General features: G+C 46.5%; 34 protein-coding genes. 33 read left to right on the top strand and 1 reads right to left on the bottom strand.

Annotated elements, in window-relative coordinates; translation table 11 throughout:
• Positions 1-32 precede the first annotated feature (32 nt).
• From tuf to ACMXYV_RS16475, 30 genes are all read left to right on the top strand, one after another.
• Complete coding sequence (gene tuf / locus ACMXYV_RS16620; RefSeq protein WP_415882739.1) at positions 33-1,256, top strand: elongation factor Tu; 1,224 nt, start codon at positions 33-35, stop codon at positions 1,254-1,256.
• Between the two features lie 221 nt (positions 1,257-1,477).
• The gene (gene rpsJ / locus ACMXYV_RS16615) at positions 1,478-1,789 is read left to right on the top strand and encodes a 30S ribosomal protein S10 (RefSeq protein ID WP_075174125.1); all 312 of its coding nucleotides are present in this window, start codon (positions 1,478-1,480) and stop codon (positions 1,787-1,789) included.
• Between the two features lie 122 nt (positions 1,790-1,911).
• Positions 1,912-2,550, top strand: a complete 639-nt coding sequence (rplC, locus tag ACMXYV_RS16610) for a 50S ribosomal protein L3 (protein WP_415889530.1) — start codon at positions 1,912-1,914, stop codon at positions 2,548-2,550.
• 11 nt (positions 2,551-2,561) lie between these two features.
• Positions 2,562-3,167, top strand: a complete 606-nt coding sequence (gene rplD / locus ACMXYV_RS16605; protein WP_415889529.1) for a 50S ribosomal protein L4 — start codon at positions 2,562-2,564, stop codon at positions 3,165-3,167.
• Positions 3,164-3,460 carry a 50S ribosomal protein L23 gene (rplW, locus tag ACMXYV_RS16600; RefSeq protein WP_299179655.1) on the top strand — a complete coding sequence of 99 codons (297 nt, stop codon included), beginning with the start codon at positions 3,164-3,166 and terminating at the stop codon, positions 3,458-3,460. The genes rplD and rplW overlap by 4 nt, the downstream gene beginning before the upstream one ends.
• A gap of 15 nt (positions 3,461-3,475) precedes the next feature.
• The gene (gene rplB, locus ACMXYV_RS16595; protein ID WP_415889528.1) at positions 3,476-4,303 is read left to right on the top strand and encodes a 50S ribosomal protein L2; all 828 of its coding nucleotides are present in this window, start codon (positions 3,476-3,478) and stop codon (positions 4,301-4,303) included.
• Between the two features lie 12 nt (positions 4,304-4,315).
• Entirely contained in the window at positions 4,316-4,591 is a 276-nt protein-coding gene (rpsS, locus tag ACMXYV_RS16590; protein ID WP_415889527.1) for a 30S ribosomal protein S19, read from the top strand.
• Between the two features lie 11 nt (positions 4,592-4,602).
• The gene (rplV, locus tag ACMXYV_RS16585; RefSeq protein ID WP_415884689.1) at positions 4,603-4,932 is read left to right on the top strand and encodes a 50S ribosomal protein L22; all 330 of its coding nucleotides are present in this window, start codon (positions 4,603-4,605) and stop codon (positions 4,930-4,932) included.
• Positions 4,933-4,955: 23 nt separating this feature from the next.
• On the top strand, positions 4,956-5,636 hold the full coding sequence (rpsC, locus tag ACMXYV_RS16580) for a 30S ribosomal protein S3 (RefSeq protein ID WP_415882734.1): 681 nt from the start codon (positions 4,956-4,958) through the stop codon (positions 5,634-5,636).
• An 11-nt stretch (positions 5,637-5,647) separates the two neighbouring features.
• Entirely contained in the window at positions 5,648-6,061 is a 414-nt protein-coding gene (gene rplP, locus ACMXYV_RS16575) for a 50S ribosomal protein L16 (protein ID WP_415882733.1), read from the top strand.
• Entirely contained in the window at positions 6,061-6,252 is a 192-nt protein-coding gene (rpmC, locus tag ACMXYV_RS16570; RefSeq protein WP_299179666.1) for a 50S ribosomal protein L29, read from the top strand. Before rplP ends, rpmC begins: the two co-directional genes overlap by 1 nt.
• A 2-nt stretch (positions 6,253-6,254) precedes the next feature.
• Positions 6,255-6,518 (top strand): 30S ribosomal protein S17, encoded by a 264-nt coding sequence (gene rpsQ, locus ACMXYV_RS16565; RefSeq protein ID WP_292949289.1) that lies wholly within the window; start codon positions 6,255-6,257, stop codon positions 6,516-6,518.
• 74 nt (positions 6,519-6,592) lie between these two features.
• Positions 6,593-6,961: a 50S ribosomal protein L14 gene (rplN, locus tag ACMXYV_RS16560; protein ID WP_007021360.1), complete on the top strand. Its 369-nt coding sequence runs from the start codon at positions 6,593-6,595 to the stop codon at positions 6,959-6,961.
• Between the two features lie 102 nt (positions 6,962-7,063).
• Positions 7,064-7,378, top strand: coding sequence for a 50S ribosomal protein L24 (gene rplX, locus ACMXYV_RS16555; RefSeq protein WP_415882732.1), 315 nt, complete (start codon positions 7,064-7,066; stop codon positions 7,376-7,378).
• Between the two features lie 11 nt (positions 7,379-7,389).
• Complete coding sequence (gene rplE / locus ACMXYV_RS16550; RefSeq protein ID WP_415889526.1) at positions 7,390-7,929, top strand: 50S ribosomal protein L5; 540 nt, start codon at positions 7,390-7,392, stop codon at positions 7,927-7,929.
• 12 nt (positions 7,930-7,941) lie between these two features.
• Positions 7,942-8,247, top strand: a complete 306-nt coding sequence (gene rpsN / locus ACMXYV_RS16545) for a 30S ribosomal protein S14 (protein ID WP_415889525.1) — start codon at positions 7,942-7,944, stop codon at positions 8,245-8,247.
• 80 nt (positions 8,248-8,327) lie between these two features.
• Complete coding sequence (gene rpsH / locus ACMXYV_RS16540; RefSeq protein ID WP_415889524.1) at positions 8,328-8,720, top strand: 30S ribosomal protein S8; 393 nt, start codon at positions 8,328-8,330, stop codon at positions 8,718-8,720.
• Positions 8,721-8,733: 13 nt separating this feature from the next.
• Positions 8,734-9,267, top strand: a complete 534-nt coding sequence (gene rplF / locus ACMXYV_RS16535; protein ID WP_415882728.1) for a 50S ribosomal protein L6 — start codon at positions 8,734-8,736, stop codon at positions 9,265-9,267.
• Between the two features lie 13 nt (positions 9,268-9,280).
• On the top strand, positions 9,281-9,631 hold the full coding sequence (gene rplR, locus ACMXYV_RS16530; RefSeq protein ID WP_415882727.1) for a 50S ribosomal protein L18: 351 nt from the start codon (positions 9,281-9,283) through the stop codon (positions 9,629-9,631).
• Positions 9,632-9,642: 11 nt separating this feature from the next.
• Positions 9,643-10,143, top strand: a complete 501-nt coding sequence (gene rpsE / locus ACMXYV_RS16525) for a 30S ribosomal protein S5 (protein ID WP_297309703.1) — start codon at positions 9,643-9,645, stop codon at positions 10,141-10,143.
• Positions 10,144-10,149: 6 nt separating this feature from the next.
• On the top strand, positions 10,150-10,329 hold the full coding sequence (rpmD, locus tag ACMXYV_RS16520; protein ID WP_415882726.1) for a 50S ribosomal protein L30: 180 nt from the start codon (positions 10,150-10,152) through the stop codon (positions 10,327-10,329).
• A 15-nt stretch (positions 10,330-10,344) separates the two neighbouring features.
• The gene (gene rplO / locus ACMXYV_RS16515) at positions 10,345-10,779 is read left to right on the top strand and encodes a 50S ribosomal protein L15 (RefSeq protein ID WP_415889523.1); all 435 of its coding nucleotides are present in this window, start codon (positions 10,345-10,347) and stop codon (positions 10,777-10,779) included.
• Complete coding sequence (secY, locus tag ACMXYV_RS16510; RefSeq protein WP_415882724.1) at positions 10,780-12,108, top strand: preprotein translocase subunit SecY; 1,329 nt, start codon at positions 10,780-10,782, stop codon at positions 12,106-12,108.
• A 20-nt stretch (positions 12,109-12,128) separates the two neighbouring features.
• On the top strand, positions 12,129-12,245 hold the full coding sequence (rpmJ, locus tag ACMXYV_RS16505) for a 50S ribosomal protein L36 (RefSeq protein WP_007021200.1): 117 nt from the start codon (positions 12,129-12,131) through the stop codon (positions 12,243-12,245).
• 147 nt (positions 12,246-12,392) lie between these two features.
• Complete coding sequence (gene rpsM / locus ACMXYV_RS16500; RefSeq protein ID WP_415882723.1) at positions 12,393-12,749, top strand: 30S ribosomal protein S13; 357 nt, start codon at positions 12,393-12,395, stop codon at positions 12,747-12,749.
• A 25-nt stretch (positions 12,750-12,774) separates the two neighbouring features.
• Positions 12,775-13,164 carry a 30S ribosomal protein S11 gene (gene rpsK, locus ACMXYV_RS16495; RefSeq protein WP_415882722.1) on the top strand — a complete coding sequence of 130 codons (390 nt, stop codon included), beginning with the start codon at positions 12,775-12,777 and terminating at the stop codon, positions 13,162-13,164.
• 15 nt (positions 13,165-13,179) lie between these two features.
• Entirely contained in the window at positions 13,180-13,800 is a 621-nt protein-coding gene (rpsD, locus tag ACMXYV_RS16490; RefSeq protein ID WP_415882721.1) for a 30S ribosomal protein S4, read from the top strand.
• A 25-nt stretch (positions 13,801-13,825) separates the two neighbouring features.
• Complete coding sequence (locus ACMXYV_RS16485) at positions 13,826-14,830, top strand: DNA-directed RNA polymerase subunit alpha (RefSeq protein WP_415882720.1); 1,005 nt, start codon at positions 13,826-13,828, stop codon at positions 14,828-14,830.
• Positions 14,831-14,869: 39 nt separating this feature from the next.
• The gene (gene rplQ / locus ACMXYV_RS16480; protein ID WP_415889522.1) at positions 14,870-15,259 is read left to right on the top strand and encodes a 50S ribosomal protein L17; all 390 of its coding nucleotides are present in this window, start codon (positions 14,870-14,872) and stop codon (positions 15,257-15,259) included.
• Between the two features lie 114 nt (positions 15,260-15,373).
• Complete coding sequence (locus ACMXYV_RS16475) at positions 15,374-16,042, top strand: acyltransferase (RefSeq protein WP_415889521.1); 669 nt, start codon at positions 15,374-15,376, stop codon at positions 16,040-16,042.
• 39 nt (positions 16,043-16,081) lie between these two features.
• Here the strand turns inward: ACMXYV_RS16475 and uvrA are convergent, their stop codons facing one another.
• Entirely contained in the window at positions 16,082-18,910 is a 2,829-nt protein-coding gene (gene uvrA, locus ACMXYV_RS16470; protein ID WP_415889520.1) for an excinuclease ABC subunit UvrA, read from the bottom strand.
• Positions 18,911-19,096: 186 nt separating this feature from the next.
• On the opposite strand from uvrA, the gene ssb reads away from it, so the two are divergent.
• The 3 genes from ssb to rfbD all read left to right on the top strand — a co-directional run bounded on the left by ssb (position 19,097) and on the right by rfbD (position 21,210).
• The gene (gene ssb, locus ACMXYV_RS16465) at positions 19,097-19,651 is read left to right on the top strand and encodes a single-stranded DNA-binding protein (protein ID WP_415889519.1); all 555 of its coding nucleotides are present in this window, start codon (positions 19,097-19,099) and stop codon (positions 19,649-19,651) included.
• A 207-nt stretch (positions 19,652-19,858) separates the two neighbouring features.
• Complete coding sequence (gene grxC / locus ACMXYV_RS16460) at positions 19,859-20,098, top strand: glutaredoxin 3 (protein WP_415889518.1); 240 nt, start codon at positions 19,859-19,861, stop codon at positions 20,096-20,098.
• Positions 20,099-20,298: 200 nt separating this feature from the next.
• Positions 20,299-21,210, top strand: a complete 912-nt coding sequence (gene rfbD, locus ACMXYV_RS16455) for a dTDP-4-dehydrorhamnose reductase (RefSeq protein ID WP_415889517.1) — start codon at positions 20,299-20,301, stop codon at positions 21,208-21,210.
• Positions 21,211-21,220 lie beyond the last annotated feature (10 nt).

Below are 21,220 nucleotides of genomic sequence, written 5' to 3'. Positions count from 1 at the left end.
TTTGCCGTATATGGCTTATAGAGGTATTAGACGTGGCTAAAGAACAATTTGAACGCTCTAAACCGCACGTTAACGTTGGTACAATCGGCCACGTTGACCACGGTAAAACTACACTAACAGCAGCTCTAACTCGCGTATGCGCAGAAGTATGGGGCGGTGACGCTGTTGCATTTGATGGTATCGACAACGCTCCAGAAGAGCGTGAGCGTGGTATCACAATCGCAACTTCTCACGTTGAGTATGATTCTCCAGAGCGTCATTACGCGCACGTAGACTGCCCAGGTCACGCCGATTATGTTAAGAACATGATCACTGGTGCTGCACAGATGGACGGCGCGATCCTTGTATGTGGTGCGACTGATGGTCCAATGCCACAGACTCGTGAGCACATCCTACTATCTCGTCAGGTAGGTGTACCTTACATCGTAGTATTCCTAAACAAAGCAGACCTACTAGCAGAAGACTGTGGTGGTGCTGACTCTGAAGAATACGCTGAGATGCTAGAATTGGTTGAAATGGAGCTTCGTGAGCTTCTAGACCAGTACGAATTCCCAGGTGATGACACTCCAATTATCCCAGGTTCTGCTCTAATGGCCCTAAACGGCGAAGACGACAATGAGCTTGGTACTACTGCTGTTAAGACTCTAGTTGAAACTCTAGATTCTTACATTCCAGAGCCAGAGCGTGCTATCGACGGTGCATTCATCATGCCTATCGAGGACGTATTCTCTATCCAGGGTCGTGGTACTGTAGTAACTGGTCGTGTTGAGCGCGGCATCATCAAGGTTGGTGAAGAAGTTGAAATCGTAGGTATTAAAGAAACTACGACTACTACTTGTACTGGTGTTGAGATGTTCCGTAAGCTTCTTGATGAAGGCCGTGCTGGTGAGAACGTTGGTGTTCTACTACGTGGTACTAAGCGTGAAGAAGTTGAGCGTGGTCAAGTACTAGCAGCTCCAGGTTCTATCACTCCTCACACTCGTTTCGAGGGTGAAGTATACGTACTATCCAAAGAAGAAGGCGGTCGTCACACTCCATTCTTCAAAGGTTACCGTCCACAGTTCTACTTCCGTACAACTGACATCACTGGTGCGTGTGAGCTTCCAGAGGGTGTAGAAATGGTAATGCCTGGTGATAACGTTCAAATGGACGTTACACTAATCAACCCAGTAGCAATGGAAGAAGGTCTACGTTTCGCGATTCGTGAAGGTGGCCGTACTGTAGGTGCTGGCGTTGTATCTAAAATCGTTGAGTAATTGATACTCTTTGATTTGAAAAAGCCCTCCTTGTGAGGGCTTTTTTGTGCCTGCTTAATGTACGGATTGTAGAGGTGAGTATAGATTGTTTGTTAATTGTACAAATTAATCGTGCTTACTGTTGACCTTCGCAAGTGACATAAGTAGAATTTGCGTCCCCCTCATAGTAGGGGGAGGTCGGCGTATGCCGTAAAATTATTTTTTGGAAATGTGTGATCGAAATGCAGAATCAGAAAATTCGTATTCGTCTGAAAGCCTTTGATCATCGCTTGATCGACTCTTCTGCGCAGGAAATCGTAGATACTGCAAAGAGAACTGGCGCTCAAGTACGAGGTCCGATCCCACTTCCTACTCGCAAAGAACGCTACACTGTTCTGATTTCACCTCACGTAAACAAAGATGCGCGTGATCAGTATGAAATCCGTACACATAAGCGTGTTCTAGACATCGTTGAGCCAACTGAAAAAACAGTTGACGCATTGATGAAGCTAGATCTTGCTGCGGGTGTTGAAGTGCAGATCAGCCTCGGCTAAAAGGCAACTGCGCAGAATTAATTTTAATTAATGAAGCGCTTTTTTATTGTGGAATGCTCTGGAAAGGGCAGCCGTAGTGGGTAACAGCCCCGTACACAACTGGCAAGAGGTTTTAAAAGAAAATGTCTGTAGGTCTTATCGGACGTAAAGCGGGTATGACTCGCGTCTTCAATGAAGACGGCGTATCCGTGCCAGTCACCGTCATCGAAGTGGAACCGAACCGTGTTACTGCTGTGAAAACAGAAGAAACCGACGGCTACCAAGCAGTGCAGGTTACTACTGGTGCTAAGAAGGCTAACCGCCTTTCTAAGCCAGAAGCTGGTAATTTTGCAAAAGCTGGTGTTGAAGCTGGTCGTGGTTTGTGGGAGTTCCGCCTGTCGGGTGGCGACGAAGTCAACGTTGGCGACGAGCTAACAGTTGCGCGCTTCGAAGCTGGTCAGAAAGTTGACGTAACAGGTCAGTCTAAAGGTAAAGGTTTCCAGGGTGGTGTTAAACGCTGGAACTTCTCCATGCAAGACGCGACTCACGGTAACTCTCTTTCTCACCGTGCTCCGGGTTCTATTGGTCAATGTCAGACTCCTGGTCGTGTTTGGAAAGGCAAGAAGATGGCAGGTCAAATGGGTAATGCTCAGGTAACTGTGCAGACCCTAGAAGTTGTTCGCGTAGACGCTGAACGTAACCTGTTGTTGATCAAAGGTGCTGTTCCAGGCGCAACTGGCGGTAACGTAATCGTTAAACCAGCTGTTAAAGCTGGCGCCTAAGGGGGTTTGAAATGAATCTGAATTTAGCTGGAGCTAATGGTTCGGTTGAAGTTTCCGACCTGGCTTTTGGTAAAGAATTCAACGAAACGCTAGTTCACCAAGTAGTTACAGCTTACTTGGCTGGCGGTCGTCAAGGCACTAAAGCTCAGAAAAACCGTTCTGCGGTTTCTGGCGGTGGTGCTAAGCCATGGCGTCAAAAAGGTACAGGTCGTGCACGTGCGGGAACTAGCCGTTCTCCAATCTGGCGTGCCGGTGGTGTTACCTTTGCGGCTCAGCCGCGTGACTACGCTCAGAAAGTAAACAAGAAAATGTACCGCGCAGCAATGCGTTGCATCTTCTCTGAGCTTGTACGTCAAGAACGTCTGGTTGTTGTTGAAGATTTCGCTTTGGAATCTCCAAAGACAAAACAGTTTGTGGCTAAGCTGAACGAGCTTGAGCTGACTAACGCACTGCTGATTACTGAAGATGTAGAGCAGAACTTGTACTTGGCTGCACGCAACGTACCACACGTTGATGTTCGTGACGCTGCGGGTGTTGACCCGGTTGCCCTAGTTGGCTTCGATAAAGTGCTAGTTACTGTTGCTGCTCTGAAGAAAATCGAGGAGAAGCTGGCATGAAACAGGAACGCATTTATCAAGTGCTGCTGGGTCCGCACATCTCCGAGAAAGCTACTATCGTAGCTGATGGTTCTCAGCAAGTGGTATTCCGTGTGGCTAAAGACGCTACCAAACCAGAAATCAAGCAAGCAGTAGAAGAGCTGTTCAACGTTAAAGTTAAAGGCGTGAACGTTCTTAATGCTAAGGGCAAAACCAAGCGTACACAGCGTGGTTTAGGCAAGCGTAGCGATGTGCGTAAAGCATATGTTGCACTAGCTGACGGCTCTGAGATTGATTTTCTTGGTGGCGAGTAATAGAGGGTATATAAAATGGCAGTGACTAAAACTAAGCCGACCTCTGCTGGACGCCGTCATGTAGTTAAAGTGACTAATACTGAACTGCATAAAGGCAAGCCTCATGCAGCTCTTGTTGAGAAAAAGAGCAAGAGCGGTGGTCGTAACCACCACGGTCGCATCACTACTCGTCATATTGGCGGTGGTCACAAACAGCAGTACCGTATCATCGATTTCCGTCGTAACAAAGACGGTATTCCAGCGACAGTTGAGCGTTTGGAATACGATCCAAACCGTTCTGCGCATATTGCACTAGTTGTATATGCAGACGGTGAGCGTCGTTACATCATTGCACCAAAAGGTGTTTCTGCGGGCGCTAAGATCATCTCTGGCGATTCTGTAGATATCAAGCCTGGCAATACTATGCCTCTACGCAACATCCCAGTGGGTTCTGTAATTCACTGTGTTGAGTTGAAGCCTGGTAAAGGTGCTCAGATTGCTCGTTCTGCGGGTACATCTGCACAGTTGGTTGCACGTGAAGGTGCTTACGCAACTCTTCGTCTACGTTCTGGCGAAATGCGTAAGGTCCTAATTGAGTGTCGTGCAACTCTGGGTGAAGTGAGCAACAGTGAGCACTCCTTGCGTCAGCTTGGTAAAGCTGGTGCTACGCGCTGGCGTGGTGTTCGTCCTACTGTTCGTGGTGTTGCGATGAACCCAGTAGACCACCCACACGGTGGTGGTGAAGGTCGTACTTCCGGTGGTCGTCACCCAGTGTCGCCATGGGGTGTTCCGACTAAGGGTTATAAAACTCGCAAGAACAAGCGTACTGATAAGTTGATCGTACGCCGTCGTAACGCTAAGTAAGAGGATACAGCTGTGCCACGTTCACTGAAGAAAGGTCCATTTATCGACCTTCACCTGTTGAAAAAGGTAGAGTCTGCAGTTGAAGCAAACGACCGTCGTCCAATCAAAACTTGGTCACGTCGTTCTACGATCTTCCCGAATTTCGTAGGTTTGACAATTGCAGTACACAACGGCCGTCAGCATGTTCCGGTATTTATTTCCGAGGACATGGTTGGTCATAAACTGGGCGAGTTTGCTGTGACACGTACTTACCGTGGTCACGTAGTAGACAAGAAAGCCAAGCGATAAGGAGTTAGATGATGGAAGTTGCCGCTAAGCACAAAGGCGCCCGCATCTCTGCACAGAAAGCACGTCTGGTCGCTGACCAGATCCGTGGTAAGTCTGTCGGTGAAGCTCTGGATATCCTGGCGTATAGTCCTAAAAAAGGTGCGGCGCTTGTTAAGAAAGTACTAGAGTCTGCTATTGCTAACGCAGAGCATAACGAAGGTGCTGATATTGACGAGCTACGCGTTTCTACAGTTTTTGTTGATGAAGCAATGACTATGAAACGCATCAAGCCGCGTGCGAAAGGTCGCGCTGATCGAATTTTGAAGCGCTCCTGTCACATCACTGTAAAAGTGGCCGACTGAGCTGACTGCTAGGAGATTCCGTTATGGGTCAGAAAGTACATCCTACGGGTATTCGTCTCGGTATTGTTAAAGATCACACTTCTGTGTGGTATGCAGACAAGAGCGAATACGCAAGCAAGCTGCAGAACGATCTGCAGGTGCGTGAGTACCTGGACAAGCAGCTTGAAAAAGCATCTGTTAGCCGCATCGAAATCGAGCGTCCTGCACAGAATGCAAAAATTACTATTCACACTGCTCGTCCGGGCATCGTGATTGGTAAGAAAGGCGAAGATGTTGAGAAACTACGCAACACTGTATCAGAAATGATGGGTGTTCCTGTTCACATCAACATTGAAGAAATTCGTAAACCAGAACTAGACGCGCGTCTTGTTGCACAAGGTGTTGCAAGCCAGCTTGAGCGTCGTGTTATGTTCCGTCGTGCTATGAAGCGCGCGGTGCAGAACGCAATGCGTCTTGGTGCTAAAGGTATCAAGATTCAGCTAGGTGGTCGTCTTGGTGGTGCCGAAATCGCTCGTAGCGAATGGTATCGTGAAGGTCGTGTGCCATTGCACACACTTCGTGCTGATATCGATTACGCTACTTATGAAGCGCACACTACTTACGGTGTGATCGGCGTTAAAGTCTGGATCTTCAAGGGTGAAGTTCTTGGTGGCATCGAACAAGTTCGTGCTGAAAAGAATGCGCCTAAGAAGAAAGGTAAGTGAGGTAGACGTCGATGCTACAACCAAAACGTCTTAAGTTCCGCAAAATGATGAAAGGCCGCAACCGCGGTCTAGCACAGCGCGGTAGCACTGTAAGCTTTGGTGAATTTGCACTGAAAGCGACCGGCCGTGGTCGTATCACTGCACGTCAGATCGAAGCAGCGCGTCGTACCATGACACGTCACGTTAAGCGTGGTGGTAAAATCTGGATCCGTGTGTTCCCAGATAAGCCAATTTCTAAGAAACCGCTTGAAGTACGTATGGGTAAAGGTAAAGGTGCGGTTGAGTACTGGGTTGCTCAAATCAAGCCAGGTAAGATTCTGTTCGAAATGAGCGGAGTTGATGAACAGCTTGCATCTGAAGCGTTCACCCTAGCTGCTGCAAAATTGCCTGTTGCAACAACCATTGTTAAACGGACGGTGATGTAATGAAAGCAACTGAACTACGTGAAAAGTCCGTTGATGAACTACAGCAAGAGCTACTAGGTCTTCTAAAAGAGCAGTTTAATCTGCGCATGCAGAAGACAACTGGTCAGCTTGCTCAAAATCATCTTCTTGGACAGGTTCGTCGCGATATCGCTCGTGTGAAGACAGTACTCAACGAAAAGGCAGGTAACTAAGTATGAGCGCCGAAAAACGTACTCGAACTGTTACTGGTCGCGTTGTTAGCGACAAGATGGATAAAACCATCACAGTTCTGGTTGAGCGCAAAGAGAAGCATCCGATTTACGGAAAATTCATGAAGCGCTCTTCTAAACTGCATGCTCACGATGAGAAAAATGAGTGTCAGCAGGGTGACCTAGTTACCATCGCAGAAACTCGTCCATTGTCTAAGAATAAATCTTGGGCGTTGGTTCGTATTGAAGAGCGTGCAGCAAAGGTGTAAACTATCGCACCTTTGCTCCATTAGCCGGCCCGTCCGCATTGCGGGCGGCCTAAAAATGTTTTTGGAGTAAGACCATGATTCAAACTGAATCTATGCTTGACGTTGCTGATAACAGTGGCGCTAAGCGAGTGCAGTGTATTAAGGTCCTTGGTGGTTCTCACCGCCGCTACGCTTCTGTAGGTGACATTATTAAAGTTACCGTTAAAGAAGCGATTCCTCGCGGTAAAGTGAAGAAAGGCCAGGTTCTTAACGCCGTAGTGGTACGTACCCGTAAAGGTGTTCGTCGTCCAGACGGTTCAGTAATTCGCTTTGATACTAACTCAGCGGTTCTACTGAATGCGAGCGACGCTCCAATCGGTACTCGTATCTTCGGCCCAGTGACGCGTGAACTTCGTTCAGAGAAGTTCATGAAAATCATTTCCCTGGCGCCTGAAGTGCTATAAAGATCGAACAAAATACTGTTCGGTTTATGTGAAAACGCTAACACCGGAAGGTGTTGGCGTTTTTGAGCATGAGAGGGTAGCAGGAAGCGATATAGGTAAATTATGCGCAAAATTAAACGTGACGATGAAGTAATTGTCATCGCAGGAAAAGACAAGGGCAAGCGTGGCACAGTCATGCGTGTTCTGGACGATCGTTTGATCGTTTCTGGTATCAACATGGTGAAGAAGCACACTAAGCCGAACCCAATGTTGGGTAAAGCAGGTGGCATCGTTGAAAAAGAAGCAGCTATTGCAGTTTCTAACGTAGCGATCTTCAACCCGCAGACTAGTAAGGGCGATCGTGTAGGCTTCAAAGTTCTTGAAGACGGCACTAAGACTCGTATCTTCAAGTCTACCGGCGAAGTAATTGGCGGATAAGGGGAGATATCATGTCTAGATTAAAAGCGCTTTATAACGATTCCGTTAAGCAGCAGCTTAAAGATGAGCTGAACTGCCCTAACGTAATGGCAGTTCCACGTTTGACTAAAATCACTCTTAATATGGGTGTTGGTGAAGCGTTGGGCGACAAAAAAATGCTTGAGAACGCTGTTGCAGATATGACTGCAATTGCGGGCCAAAAGCCAGTTGTATGTTTGGCACGTAAATCTATCGCGGGCTTCAAAGTTCGTGAAGGTTGGCCAATCGGCTGTAAAGTTACACTACGCGGCGAGCGTATGTGGGAATTCTTGGACCGTTTGGTAGATATTTCTATCCCTCGTATCCGCGACTTCCGTGGCCTAAACCCGAAATCTTTTGACGGTCGTGGCAACTACAGCATGGGTGTTAAAGAGCAGATCATCTTCCCTGAAATCGAATTCGATAAGGTTGATAAGATGCGTGGTATGGACATTACGTTCACTACAACTGCTCAGAACAATGATGAGGGTCGTGCTCTATTGGCTGCCCTGAACTTCCCGTTCCGTAAGTGATAGGCATACATCATGGCTAAAGAATCAATGAAGGCACGTGAAGACAAACGTGCGAAGCTAGTTGCACAGTTCGCTGAAAAGCGTGCTGCACTAAAAGCAATTATCAATAACCCTAATTCATCAGAAGACGAAGTTTGGGATGCAGTGATCGCTCTACAGAAGCTACCACGCGACTCAAGCAAATCTCGTCAGCAGCGTCGTTGCCAGATTACTGGTCGTCCACACGCTGTATACCGCAAGTTCGGTATTAGCCGTATCAAACTGCGTGAAGCAGCGATGCGCGGTGATGTTCCAGGTTTGAAAAAGGCTAGCTGGTAATCTCCAGTTAGTATAACGGTAAGCGCAGTGGCTAGGCCCTTAGGGGTACCGCACTGTGCTGCACAAGAGGAAGTAAATGCATGAGCATGCAAGATACTCTAGCGGATATGTTTACTCGTATTCGTAACGGTCATATGGCTGAAAAGCAGGCCGTATCTATGCCGTCTTCCAAAGTAAAAGTATCAATTGCCAAGGTTCTTAAGGACGAAGGTTACATCGTTGACTACGCAGTAGAAGGCGACGTAAAACCGGTTCTGAACATTGAGCTTAAATACTTTGAAGGAAAGCCGGTAATTGAAGAGATCAAACGCGTTAGTCGTCCAGGTCTGCGTATCTATAAGAACGCAAACGAACTACCAAAAGTATCTGGTGGTCTGGGTGTAGCGATTATCTCTACAAGTAAAGGTGTAATGGCTGACCGCGCTGCACGTAGTGCTGGCGTTGGCGGCGAAGTAATCTGCACGGTATTCTAAGAGGTATTTCAATATGTCACGTATTGCAAAAAGCCCTGTTATCGTACCTGCAGGTGTTGAAGTTAAGATTGACGGTCAGACTGTCAATGTTAAAGGTAAAAACGGCCAACTTTCTCTAGACGTTCACCCATCTGTTGGTGTTGATCTAGAAGAAGGTTCTTTGAAGTTCACAGCTCGTGAAGCTTCTAAGCTGTCTCTTTCCTTGTCTGGTACTACTCGCTCTCTGGTTAACAACATGGTTGTTGGTGTAACTGAAGGCTTCAAGAAAACTCTTGAACTTCAAGGTGTTGGTTACCGTGCTGCTGCTAAAGGCAACACTCTTAACCTTAACCTAGGTTTCTCGCACCCGATCGATTACGACCTACCAGAAGGTATCAAAGCGGAAACGCCTAACGTAACTACTATCATCCTTTCAGGATCTGATAAGCAAGTTCTAGGTCAAGTTGCTGCTGAGATTCGTGCGTTCCGTCCACCAGAGCCATATAAAGGCAAAGGTGTTCGTTATGCTGATGAGTATGTTCGCCGTAAAGAAGCGAAGAAAAAGTAAATAGGGCAGGGTTATGAACGCTAAGAAACAATCTCGTATTCGTCGTGCTCGCCGCTCTCGCCTTAAAATGCGTGAGTTAGGTGCAACACGTCTGTGCGTTACACGCACACCGCGTCACATCTACGCTCAGGTTATCTCTGCTGATGGTGCAAAAGTTCTTGCAGCTGCATCAACTGTAGAAAAAGATCTGCGTGAAACTGCTGGCGGTAACGTTGCAGCAGCTGAAAAAGTAGGCGCATTGATCGCTCAGCGTGCTAAAGAAGCTGGCGTATCTGAAGTAGCATTTGATCGTTCTGGTTACCAGTATCACGGTCGTGTTAAAGCTTTGGCTGATGCAGCCCGCGAAGGCGGCCTGGAATTCTAAAGGGATCGAATATGTCAAATCATGAACAGAAAGACGGCGATCTGCAGGAAAAGCTGGTTCAGGTTAACCGCGTCGCTAAAGTAGTAAAAGGTGGTCGTATCTTCGGCTTTACAGCACTAACTGTAGTTGGTGATGGTAAAGGTCGTGTAGGTTTCGGTCGTGGTAAAGCTCGTGAAGTTCCTGCTGCTATTCAAAAAGCAATGGAACAAGCTCGTCGTAACATGGTTTCAGTTGAACTGAACGGCGACACGTTGCAGTACCCAATTAAAGCACGTCACGGTGCTTCTAAAGTTTACATGCAGCCTGCATCTCAAGGTACTGGTGTAATCGCAGGTGGTGCGATGCGTGCAGTACTAGAATTGGCAGGTGTCCATAACGTACTGGCTAAGTGCTACGGCTCTACTAACCCGGTTAACGTTGTACGCGCGACTGTTAAAGGTCTTGCTGCAATGAAATCTCCGGAAGATGTAGCTGCTAAGCGCGGTAAGTCCGTAGAAGACATTCTGGGGTAATCGACAATGGCTAAGACTGTTAAAGTAACACTAGTACGTAGCCCTATCGGTACTCTTCCTAACCACAAATTGTGTGTTAAGGGTCTAGGTCTACGCCGTATTGGGCACACAGTTGAAGTAGAAGATACTCCATCTGTACGTGGCATGATCAACAAAGTTAACTACCTGGTTCAGGTAGAAGACTAATAAGGGAGTTACAGCATGCGTCTGAACACTCTAAGCCCTGCTGAAGGTTCCAAGAAAGCGGCTAAACGCGTTGGTCGTGGTATTGGTTCCGGTTTGGGTAAGACATGTGGCCGTGGTCACAAAGGTCAAAAATCCCGCTCTGGCGGTTCTGTAAAACCAGGTTTCGAAGGCGGTCAGATGCCTTTGCAGCGTCGTCTGCCGAAATTCGGTTTTACTTCTCGTATTGCTCGTTACGTTACAGAGATTCGTCTGAACGAACTTGCTAAGATCGAAGCTGAAGTAATTGATCTAAATGCTTTGAAAGCAGCAGACATCATCAAGCAGGAAATTAAGACTGCTAAAGTGATCTTGTCTGGTGAGATCAATAAGGCTGTCACTGTTAAAGGTCTTAAAGTGACCAAAGGTGCACAGGCTGCTATCGAAGCTGCTGGCGGTAAAGTCGAGGCATAAATGGCTAAAAAAGGACCTATACCAGCGGGCAACCAAAGCGGACTAGGTGAGCTTAAGTCTCGTCTACTTTTCGTTTTGATGGCGATCGTTGTTTATCGTATCGGTGCACATATTCCTGTACCGGGTATCAACCCAGATCGTTTGGCCGCATTATTTGATCAGAACCAGGGCACAATCCTGAGTCTCTTTAACATGTTCTCCGGTGGTGCATTGGAGCGTATGAGTATCTTGGCATTGGGGATTATGCCGTACATCTCTGCATCGATTATCATGCAGCTGATGACGGTCGTTAGCCCAACCTTGGCTCAGTTAAAGAAAGAGGGTGAGGCTGGTCGTCGTAAGATTAACCAGTACACTCGCTACGGGACTGTAGCGCTTGCAACTGTACAAGCCTTTGGTATGGCCGTAGGCCTAGCCAATCAAGGTGTATCGTTTACCGCGGATGCCAGCTTCTATTTTGTAGCTGTTGTAACTCTGGTAGCGGGTGCAGTCTTCCTAATGTGGTTAGGTGAGCAAGTGACAGAGCGTGGTATCGGTAACGGTATCTCCATTCTGATCTTTGCTGGTATTGTTGCCGGTCTGCCTAGTGCGATCGGACAGGCCTTTGAGGCAGCGCGTCAAGGTGATTTAAATATCCTTGCGCTGTTAGCTATTGCTGTACTAGCGATTGCTACAGTTGGTTTTGTTGTGTTTATGGAGCGCGGTCAACGCCGTATTACCATCAACTATGCGAAACGCCAACAGGGTAATCGTGTGTTCGCGGCACAATCTAGCCACCTTCCATTGAAGGTCAATATGGCTGGTGTGATTCCGCCGATTTTTGCATCCAGTATTTTGCTATTCCCTGCTTCCATGGGCCAATGGTTTGGTCAAAGTGAAGGTATGGATTGGCTGCAAAATGTTGCTTTAGCGCTTGGCCCAGGTCAGCCGCTTTACATTTTGCTATTCTCGGTCGCAATTATATTTTTCTGCTACTTCTACACAGCGATTGTTTTCAATCCTAAGGATGTAGCAGATAACCTGAAGAAATCAGGTGCTTTTATTCCGGGTATTCGTCCAGGTGATCAATCCGCGCGTTACATTGATACCGTGTTGGGCCGATTGACCTTGTTCGGTGCGCTTTATATTACTGCAGTATCTTTGATGCCTCAGTTCCTAGTAGTCGCAGCGAATGTACCGTTCTATTTCGGTGGCACCTCACTCCTGATCGTCGTAGTTGTCGTGATGGACTTTATGGCGCAGGTTCAGTCTCATCTGATGTCACATCAGTACGAGTCCCTGATGAAGAAATCTAATCTCAAAGGTGGCGGCGCAGGACTTTCGCGCTAAGGCCACAACTGGAGTAGATCATGAAAGTACGTGCATCTGTTAAAAAGATCTGTCGTAACTGTAAAATCGTTCGTCGTAACGGTTCAGTACGTGTGATCTGTAAAGTAGAGCCGCGTCACAAGCAGCGTCAGGGTTAATTAACCCCTGATTTGGGCGTAGATGGTGTGCAACACTTGATTTAATTTTAATCAATGTGTATTATTGCGCGCCTTCTGCGAACAGAACAAATTTTTATTGGTGTTTGATAATTAAAACAAACACCTTTTATTAAACGGAGTAATAGAATGGCCCGTATAGCTGGAGTCAACATTCCTGACAATAAGCATGCGGTAATTTCTCTGACTTACATTTACGGTATTGGCCGCACGACGTCGTCTGCGATCTTAGAAACTTGCGGTATTGCACCGACTACTAAGATCTCTGATCTGTCCGATGAGCAATTGGACATCGTTCGTGGAGAAGTTGCTAAATTTACTGTTGAAGGCGACCTGCGTCGTGAAGTATCCATGAGCATCAAACGTTTGATGGACCTTGGTTGTTTCCGCGGCATTCGCCACCGTCGTAACCTTCCGGTTCGCGGTCAGCGTAGTAAAACTAACGCGCGCACTCGAAAAGGCCCGCGTAAGCCGATCCGTAAATAAGTGGTAAGCGATAGGAATTCCGAATATGGCAAAGCCAGGTAATCGCACACGCAAAAAAGCGAAGAAGCAAATAGCGGATGGGTTCGCCCACATCCACGCTTCTTTTAACAATACGATCATTACAATTACCGATCGTCAGGGTAATGCTCTTTCTTGGGCAACTGCGGGTGGCTCCGGCTTCCGTGGTTCTCGTAAGAGTACCCCTTTCGCTGCTCAGGTTGCGGCTGAGCGCGCTGGACAGGCTGCATTAGAGTATGGCCTGAAAAACTTAGACGTATTTGTAAAAGGCCCAGGACCAGGACGCGAATCAGCTGTTCGTGCTCTGAACTCTGTAGGCTACAAAATTGCAAATATCACTGACGTGACGCCAATCCCTCACAATGGTTGTCGTCCACCGAAGAAACGTCGCGTTTAATCTGGAGACGGTAATATGGCTCGTTATCTTGGACCAAAGTGCAAACTGTCTCGTAGGGAAGGTACTGACCTTTTCCTAAAGAGCGGTGTTCGCGCGCTGGACAGCAAGTGTAAAGCTGAGACTGTCCCTGGTGTTCACGGCGCTCGTCGCGGTCGTTTATCCGACTACGGCCTGCAGCTACGTGAAAAACAGAAAGTTCGTCGTATGTACGGCGTACTGGAACGTCAGTTCCGCAGTTATTATAAAGAAGCGGCTCGTCGTAGCGGTGCAACAGGTGAAAACCTTCTGCAACTGCTAGAAGGTCGTTTGGACAATGTTGTATATCGCATGGGTTTCGGTTCTACACGTGCCGAATCTCGTCAGATCGTATCTCACCGCTCAATCACTGTTAACGGTCAGGTTGTGAATATCGCTTCCTACCAAGTTAAAGCAGGTGATGTAGTAGCAGTACGTGAAAAAGCTAAATCTCAGTTGCGTATTAAAAACGCTCTAGAGTTAGCTGGCCAACGTGCAGCAGTTGAGTGGGTTGATGTAGACGCTGCAAAAATGGAAGGCACATACAAAGCCACTCCAGAGCGTTCTGATCTGTCCGCAGATATCAACGAACAGCTAATTGTAGAGCTGTACTCGAAGTAATTTTAACTTTTATTTTGGTGGAAATATGCAGCGTTCGGTAAATGAGTTTCTAAGTCCACGTCATATTGACGTACAAGAAATCAGCAAAACGCGCGCTAAAGTGACTCTTGAGCCACTTGAGCGTGGATTTGGCCATACGCTGGGCAATGCATTACGCCGCATTCTTTTATCTTCTATGCCGGGTTGTGCCGTAACAGAAGTTGAGATTGAAGGCGTTTTGCATGAGTACAGCACAATTGAAGGTGTTCAGGAAGATGTAATTGAAATCCTCCTGAACCTGAAAGGGGTTGCAGTGTTGTTGCACAACAACGACGAAGTAACTCTGACTCTGAGCAAATCTGAAGCAGGTCCTGTAACTGCTGGTGATATTCAACTGAATCAGGATGTTGAAATCGCTAACCCGGACCACGTTATTGCTCACCTTAATGAAGGCGCGAGTCTTAACATGCAGCTAACTGTTGGTCGTGGCCGTGGTTACGTTCCAGCTGATCTGCGTGTTTCTGATGAAGAAGAGACTCGTGCAATCGGTCGTCTACAGCTGGATGCTACTTTCAGCCCAGTGCGTCGCGTTTCTTACGTTGTAGAAAGCGCACGTGTAGAGCAGCGTACTGACTTGGATAAACTGGTTATTGATATCGAATCTAACGGTACCATTGATCCAGAAGAAGCTATCCGTCGTGCGGCTACTATCCTACAGCAACAACTTATTGTGTTTGTTGACCTGGAAGATGGTGCTGATCAAGCTAAGGATGAACCAGAAGAGCCGGAAATTGATCCAATTCTTCTGCGTCCTGTAGATGATCTGGAGCTGACTGTACGTTCCGCCAACTGTCTGAAGGCAGAACAGATCTACTATATTGGTGATCTGATTCAGCGTACAGAGGTTGAACTGCTTAAGACTCCGAACTTGGGTAAGAAGTCGTTGACAGAGATCAAAGACGTGCTTGCATCTAAGGGCTTGTCCCTAGGTATGCGTCTTGAGAACTGGCCACCGGCTAGCCTGAAGAACGACGATAAAGTCGCTTCCTGATTCGGCGATTACAACTGACTGGTTTGGTAGGGATTTATCATGCGTCATCGTAAATCTGGTCGTAAATTAAGCCGTACCAGTGCGCACCGCAAAGCTATGTTTAAAAACATGGCAGTATCTTTGTTTGAGCACGAGTTGATTCGTACAACTCTGCCTAAAGCTAAAGAACTGCGCGGCTATGCAGAGCCACTGATTACACTGGCTAAAAACGACACTGTAGCGAACCGCCGTTTGGCATTCGCACGTACTGGCAGCAAAGTTGCTGTTGGTAAACTGTTCAACGAACTAGGTCCGCGTTACAACGCGCGTCCTGGTGGCTACGTTCGTATCCTGAAGTGCGGTTTCCGCCCAGGTGACAACGCACCAATGGCTTACGTTGAGCTAGTTGATCGTCCAGCTGTAGAAGCTGACGACGAAGCAGAAGATTAAGATTTCTTGATCTAAAAAAACCCGGCTTTATGCCGGGTTTTTTATTGCCTGAAATTTAGCAAAGACATTACTATTACCCTTACATTGATTATTCGTTCAAAGGTTTTGGCTGTAATGAATACTGATAAATTGGTTAAGTTGTTTCGGTACTTGGCTGCGATTCCAAAAAGCCTGTACGTAAACTTACGCTTATTACCTTTTAATCAAGCGGTTAAGCTTCCCCTGATTGTTTCCAATAAAACTAAGCTTATTTCACTAAATGGCAGAATCAAGTTGGATAAGGTTAAAACTGGGCTTGTTCGAATCGGTTTTACAGGGGCTGATATGATCGACTATCGCTATAGTCGGACAATGCTCCAAGTTGATGGGTCACTGTCGGTTCGGGGTAAAGTGAAGATTGGTAAAGGTACACGGCTAATTGTTACTGGTGATCTGGATCTAGGTGCCAATTTCATTGCTACAGGTGACAACACAATAATTTGTGAAAAGCAGATGTCTATCGGCAATGACTGTATGTTTGCTTGGGAATCTGTTGTGATGGATACTGATCAGCATTTAATTTTCGATCAAGCTGGTGATCAGATTAATATTGTAGATAGAGTCGCTATTGGCAACAACGTGTGGCTTGGTGCAAGGTGCTTTGTCTTAAAAAACTCGGTTATCGAAGATGGTTGTATAGTTGCAGCAAATACAACCGTAACAAGATCAAGTGCCGAGAAACATGTAATTATAGCTGGAGCACCTTCCAAGAAAATCAAAGAAGGTGTCCATTGGCAGCATTAAGCTTGATTAGAGGAGGATGCGTGCAAAGACATAACCTAGTTATTTCAGGTTAAGCATTGGCTTTAAGAATCGCCCTGTATGCGAAGCTGGGTTCCCAGCAACCTCTTCCGGCGTGCCCTCGGCAATGATCATTCCGCCTTTGACGCCGCCCTCAGGTCCTAAATCTACAATCCAATCTGCAGTTTTGATTACATCTAAATTGTGTTCAATTACAACAATTGTGTTGCCGTGATCACGCAAACGGTAGAGTACATTAAGCAGTTGTTGAATATCGTAAAAATGCAGGCCTGTAGTGGGCTCATCTAGGATATACAGTGTTTTGCCTGTGTCACGCTTAGATAATTCCTTGGCTAGTTTTACGCGCTGTGCTTCACCGCCAGATAGTGTCGTAGCAGCTTGGCCTAGACGGATATAGGACAAACCAACATCCATCAAGGTCTGTAGGCGTCGAGCCAGTGCTGGGATCGCATCAAAGAATTCTCGAGCATCTTCAACCGTAAGGTCTAAGACCTCATGGATATTTTTGCCTTTGTATTTGATTTCCAGTGTTTCACGGTTATATCGCTTACCTTTACAAACATCGCAAGGCACATATACATCCGGTAAGAAGTGCATCTCTACCTTAATAACTCCATCACCCTGACAAGCTTCACAGCGACCTCCTTTGACGTTAAAACTAAATCTACCTGGCTTATAGCCACGAGAGCGTGCCTCTTGAGTACCAGCAAATAGTTCGCGCACGGGTGTAAAAATACCTGTATAAGTTGCTGGGTTTGAGCGCGGGGTACGGCCAATCGGGCTTTGGTCAATATCGATGACCTTATCGAAATGCTTGATGCCTTCGATAGATTTATGCGGTGCTGGATCTAAGGTTGTGGCATTGTTCAGTTCTGTTGCTGCTATAGGGTACAACGTGCCATTGATCAGAGTGGATTTGCCTGAGCCAGATACGCCGGTAACGCAAGTTAGTAAGCCTACAGGTATCTTTAGATCTACATTGTTTAGGTTGTTACCACTAGCACCGTTGAGGCATAGCTGCTTCTTGCTATCAGAAGGATGACGCTGTTCAGGTACAGCGATCTCTTTAGTCCCTGTTAAATACTGACCTGTAATAGAGGCTGGGTTTGCCATGACTTCATCTGGTGTCCCTTCAGCAATGACTTGTCCACCATGCACACCGGCGCCTGGGCCTATATCAATGACATAATCGGCAAGACGAATTGCGTCTTCATCGTGTTCAACAACAATTACTGTATTTCCTAAATCTCTTAGGTGAACCAGTGTTTTGAGCAGTCGTTCGTTGTCTCGTTGGTGCAGGCCGATTGAAGGCTCATCTAGAATGTACATAACCCCAACAAGGCCAGCGCCAATCTGGCTTGCCAGACGAATTCGCTGTGCTTCACCACCTGAAAGAGTATCGGCATTACGATCTAGAGAGAGATATTCTAGGCCTACGTTGACAAGGAATCTTAGGCGTTCACGAATCTCTTTTAGTATTTTTTCAGCGATCTCACCTTGTTTACCCGTTAGATGAAGACTCTCAAAATACTCTAAACTCTCTCCAATCGGTTTCTTAACGATATCGGGGAGTGTCTGCTGATCGATATATACGTGCCTCGCGTCGCGGCGTAAGCGACTGCCGTTACAGGACGAGCATGGTTGCATATTCAGATATTTGGCTAGATCTTCGCGTACGGTATCAGATTCCGTTTCTTTATATCGGCGTTGTAAGTTATTCAAAACACCTTCGAATGGGTGCGCTTTATTAATAATATCGCCGCGATCATTTAGGTAACGGAAAGTGACGGTTTCTGTGCCGCTACCATTCAAAATAAGATCTTGTTCTGATTTTTTAAGGGACTTGAATGGTGTGTCCATATCAAATCCGTATTGCTCTGCTACGGCTTTAAGCTGTTGGAAATAATACAAGCTACGACGATCCCAACCTCGAATCGCGCCTTCGGATAGGGTTAGGTTTGCATCGTGAACTACTTTGGATGGATCAAAGTATTGTTTAACCCCTAAGCCGTCACAGCTTGGGCAAGCGCCATGAGGATTGTTGAAAGAGAATAGTCTCGGTTCGAGCTCCTGAATACTATGTCCACATTCTGGACAGGCGAAGCGGGCAGAGAAGATTAATTCTTCAGCGTCACCATCCATATACGCGACTTTGGCAATGCCATCGCTGAGATTGAGTGCTGTTTCGAATGATTCTGCTAATCGGGTCTGTAGATCATCGCGAACTTTGAAACGGTCAATGACCACTTCAATATCGTGCTTCTTATTCTTATCTAGCTCTGGTGCGCTATCTAAGTCGACCACAATTCCATCGATTCTGGCGCGAATGAAGCCTTCAGCACGCAGATTGTTGATAGTGTGTAAGTGCTCACCTTTTCTGCCTTGTACTACAGGCGCTAGCAGCATTAATTTACTGCCTTGCTCAAGCTCAAGCACTTGGTCGACCATCTGACTGATTGTTTGTGCTGCAAGTGGTAGATCGTGATCAGGGCAGCGCGGCTCACCTGCACGGGCAAACAATAGGCGCAGGTAATCGTATATTTCGGTGATAGTACCAACAGTGGAACGCGGGTTGTGAGATGTTGATTTCTGTTCAATCGAAATCGCAGGGGATAAGCCTTCGATATGATCGACATCAGGTTTTTCCATCATCGATAGGAACTGGCGAGCATAGGTTGAGAGAGACTCAACATAGCGGCGTTGGCCTTCTGCATAGAGCGTATCAAATGCCAGCGAAGATTTACCTGAGCCGGATAACCCTGTAATAACAATGAGTTTGTCTCGGGGGATCTCAAGATCAATATCTTTAAGGTTGTGGGTACGCGCACCCCGGACCTGAATCTTATCCATAATGGCTCTCAGATGTGGAAAACAAAACATACCATTATAGAGATTTTTCGTGTCTCCTGTAGCTTTTCTAAACGAGAAAATCTCTATGGGATAAGAGTGGGCGAGAAGGTGATCGCATGTTAAGCTTGCTTGTTATGCGCGTAGGTTTATCAATCTGACGTGAGAGAAGATTTTTGGAGAAAGAAAATGGCACGTGGTGTTAATAAAGTAATTTTGGTGGGCAATCTGGGTGGAGATCCAGAAGTACGTTATATGCCAAATGGCAATGCTGTAACTAATGTAACCATCGCAACGTCTGAATCATGGAAAGATAAGCAGACGGGCCAACAGCAAGAGCGTACTGAATGGCACCGTGTGGTATTTTTTAACCGTCTAGCGGAGATCGCTGGCGAGTATATGCGTAAAGGCGGCAAAGTTTACGTTGAAGGTGCGTTACGTACCCGTAAATGGCAGGATCAGAGTGGTCAGGATCGTTACACCACTGAGATCGTAGCAAGCGAAATGCAGTTGCTTGATAGTCGTGGCGGTAATGAAGGCGGCTATGCTCCCCAGCAGCAACAGGGTGGTTATGCACAACAGCCACAGCAGCAAGCACCGGCTCCACAAATGGCACCGCAGATGGCTCCACAAGCTGCGCCTCAACAAGCTCCTCAGCAGCGTCCTGCCCCAGCACCGCAGCAGGCTCCAGCGCCTCAGGCTGCACCCGGCTTTGATGATTTTGATGATGATATCCCGTTCTAATTTTTGTAGAACTGGATAGATCGATAAAGACCTCGCATTGCGAGGTTTTTTCGTTTTAGGGCTTTCTACAAGGCCTAGCTAAGAGAGAACATGAAATTTGGATGCTTGGACGGTTACTGTGGATATTTGGAGGCCTATAGTTGAAGAATTACGGGTAAATTTAGTGACAGCATAAATACATAAAGAATGACTTCTAGAGGTTAAAAAATGCCGTCAGTCGAAATTTATACCATGAGTTATTGCCCATACTGCATTGCTGCTAAACGCTTGTTAAAAAAGTTGGGATGGCAATTTAACGAGATCGAAATTACAGGCAAGCCTAAGGTTAAAACCACTATGGTTCAACGTACCCAACGAAAAACTGTGCCGCAAATTTTTGTTAATGATCAGCATATCGGAGGGTTTGATGACTTTTCAGCTTATATTCAAGAACATAAGTTACTTTAGATAGGTGTATTACGGGCAGTTACTAACGGGTTATCTGGGTGTTAGATCAGGCTTCGACTAAAAATAGCTACCCTGCTAAGGGTTTACTGGGCCTTGCCGGGAGATTGAGGTATATTTTTTAAGAAGTGAGGTAACTTTCTGCTGTTACGCGGGATGAATAGTTTTATGAGTCAAAATGAGATGCCGGAGAGTTTGGTTTAATGGCACTGGATCTACTGTTAAAGCCTATCAAAATATTAATTACCGGAGCTCATGGGCAGGTTGGGAGCGCACTGACGCGTGCTGTAGAAGCAGATAGCTTTTTTGAAGTTGTTGCTTTGGGTAAATCTCAATTAGATGTTACTGATTCAGAGCAGATCTCTGAGCAACTGGCTCATCATCTACCGGATTATGTTGTGAACTGTGCTGCTTTTGATGATGTTGATGAAGCGGAGTCACAATCAGAGCTATGTTATGCGGTTAACTCTGATGCAGTAGAGGCCTTAGCTTTTGCTTGTGGTGATCTGTCTATCCCAATGTTCCACTTATCCACAGATTACGTATTTGATGGTCACTATGCCAGCGGCTATACCGAAGAGGATGATGTCGCGCCTCTAGGGATTTATGGTGATAGTAAGTGGCAAGGTGAAGAGAGACTTCGCCAGGCTTTGCCAAAGCATATTATCTTGCGAGTTAGCTGGTTGTTTAGCGAACAGGGTAATAACTTTGTTCTGCGGACGCTTGAAGCGGCTAAAAAACAATCTGAACTTCAAGCAGTAACAGATCGTAAGGGCTGTCCTACTTCTGCATCCGATGTCGCACGGGTTATTCTCGCTATGCTAAAGCAAATTCATAATGGTGCAGATGTCTGGGGTACTTACCATTACTGTGGAGCTGAGGTGATCAATCGTTATGATTTCTGTAAAGAGATTCTGATTGCTGCAGGTCAGTACGAAAACGTTGATGTGGAAAAGTTAGTCCCAGTATCGAGTAAAGATTATGTTACTGAGGCGTTACGTCCTAATACGTCTGTTTTGATGTGTAAAAAATTATTGAGCGTATTTGGGATTAGGCAGAGACCTTGGCGACAGGAGTTGCAATGGTTGATGCGAGATATCTATCCATCATCCTAATCGCCAAGTG

It is taken from the genome of Neptuniibacter sp. SY11_33 (assembly GCF_047778025.1).
Lineage (GTDB): Bacteria > Pseudomonadota > Gammaproteobacteria > Pseudomonadales > Balneatricaceae > Neptuniibacter.
Note: the sequence above shows the minus strand (reverse complement) of the source record. Positions and strands in the feature narration are given on the sequence as shown.

Coding starts and splice junctions, on each gene's coding strand:
- ssb (WP_415889519.1), top strand. CDS start 19,097: ATGGCACGTGGTGTTAATAAAGTAATTTTGGTGGGCAATCTGGGTGGA.
- rpmC (WP_299179666.1), top strand. CDS start 6,061: ATGAAAGCAACTGAACTACGTGAAAAGTCCGTTGATGAACTACAGCAA.
- ACMXYV_RS16485 (WP_415882720.1), top strand. CDS start 13,826: ATGCAGCGTTCGGTAAATGAGTTTCTAAGTCCACGTCATATTGACGTA.
- rpsQ (WP_292949289.1), top strand. CDS start 6,255: ATGAGCGCCGAAAAACGTACTCGAACTGTTACTGGTCGCGTTGTTAGC.
- rpsN (WP_415889525.1), top strand. CDS start 7,942: ATGGCTAAAGAATCAATGAAGGCACGTGAAGACAAACGTGCGAAGCTA.
- rplB (WP_415889528.1), top strand. CDS start 3,476: ATGGCAGTGACTAAAACTAAGCCGACCTCTGCTGGACGCCGTCATGTA.
- rplN (WP_007021360.1), top strand. CDS start 6,593: ATGATTCAAACTGAATCTATGCTTGACGTTGCTGATAACAGTGGCGCT.
- rpsC (WP_415882734.1), top strand. CDS start 4,956: ATGGGTCAGAAAGTACATCCTACGGGTATTCGTCTCGGTATTGTTAAA.
- rplW (WP_299179655.1), top strand. CDS start 3,164: ATGAAACAGGAACGCATTTATCAAGTGCTGCTGGGTCCGCACATCTCC.
- rpsK (WP_415882722.1), top strand. CDS start 12,775: ATGGCAAAGCCAGGTAATCGCACACGCAAAAAAGCGAAGAAGCAAATA.
- rplO (WP_415889523.1), top strand. CDS start 10,345: ATGCGTCTGAACACTCTAAGCCCTGCTGAAGGTTCCAAGAAAGCGGCT.
- rfbD (WP_415889517.1), top strand. CDS start 20,299: ATGGCACTGGATCTACTGTTAAAGCCTATCAAAATATTAATTACCGGA.
- rpsE (WP_297309703.1), top strand. CDS start 9,643: ATGTCAAATCATGAACAGAAAGACGGCGATCTGCAGGAAAAGCTGGTT.
- rplD (WP_415889529.1), top strand. CDS start 2,562: ATGAATCTGAATTTAGCTGGAGCTAATGGTTCGGTTGAAGTTTCCGAC.
- rplP (WP_415882733.1), top strand. CDS start 5,648: ATGCTACAACCAAAACGTCTTAAGTTCCGCAAAATGATGAAAGGCCGC.
- rplE (WP_415889526.1), top strand. CDS start 7,390: ATGTCTAGATTAAAAGCGCTTTATAACGATTCCGTTAAGCAGCAGCTT.
- rpsJ (WP_075174125.1), top strand. CDS start 1,478: ATGCAGAATCAGAAAATTCGTATTCGTCTGAAAGCCTTTGATCATCGC.
- rplF (WP_415882728.1), top strand. CDS start 8,734: ATGTCACGTATTGCAAAAAGCCCTGTTATCGTACCTGCAGGTGTTGAA.
- rplR (WP_415882727.1), top strand. CDS start 9,281: ATGAACGCTAAGAAACAATCTCGTATTCGTCGTGCTCGCCGCTCTCGC.
- secY (WP_415882724.1), top strand. CDS start 10,780: ATGGCTAAAAAAGGACCTATACCAGCGGGCAACCAAAGCGGACTAGGT.
- rplQ (WP_415889522.1), top strand. CDS start 14,870: ATGCGTCATCGTAAATCTGGTCGTAAATTAAGCCGTACCAGTGCGCAC.
- grxC (WP_415889518.1), top strand. CDS start 19,859: ATGCCGTCAGTCGAAATTTATACCATGAGTTATTGCCCATACTGCATT.
- rpsD (WP_415882721.1), top strand. CDS start 13,180: ATGGCTCGTTATCTTGGACCAAAGTGCAAACTGTCTCGTAGGGAAGGT.
- ACMXYV_RS16475 (WP_415889521.1), top strand. CDS start 15,374: ATGAATACTGATAAATTGGTTAAGTTGTTTCGGTACTTGGCTGCGATT.
- rpmJ (WP_007021200.1), top strand. CDS start 12,129: ATGAAAGTACGTGCATCTGTTAAAAAGATCTGTCGTAACTGTAAAATC.
- uvrA (WP_415889520.1), bottom strand. CDS start 18,910: ATGGATAAGATTCAGGTCCGGGGTGCGCGTACCCACAACCTTAAAGAT.
- rplX (WP_415882732.1), top strand. CDS start 7,064: ATGCGCAAAATTAAACGTGACGATGAAGTAATTGTCATCGCAGGAAAA.
- rpmD (WP_415882726.1), top strand. CDS start 10,150: ATGGCTAAGACTGTTAAAGTAACACTAGTACGTAGCCCTATCGGTACT.
- rpsM (WP_415882723.1), top strand. CDS start 12,393: ATGGCCCGTATAGCTGGAGTCAACATTCCTGACAATAAGCATGCGGTA.
- rpsH (WP_415889524.1), top strand. CDS start 8,328: ATGAGCATGCAAGATACTCTAGCGGATATGTTTACTCGTATTCGTAAC.
- rplC (WP_415889530.1), top strand. CDS start 1,912: ATGTCTGTAGGTCTTATCGGACGTAAAGCGGGTATGACTCGCGTCTTC.
- rplV (WP_415884689.1), top strand. CDS start 4,603: ATGGAAGTTGCCGCTAAGCACAAAGGCGCCCGCATCTCTGCACAGAAA.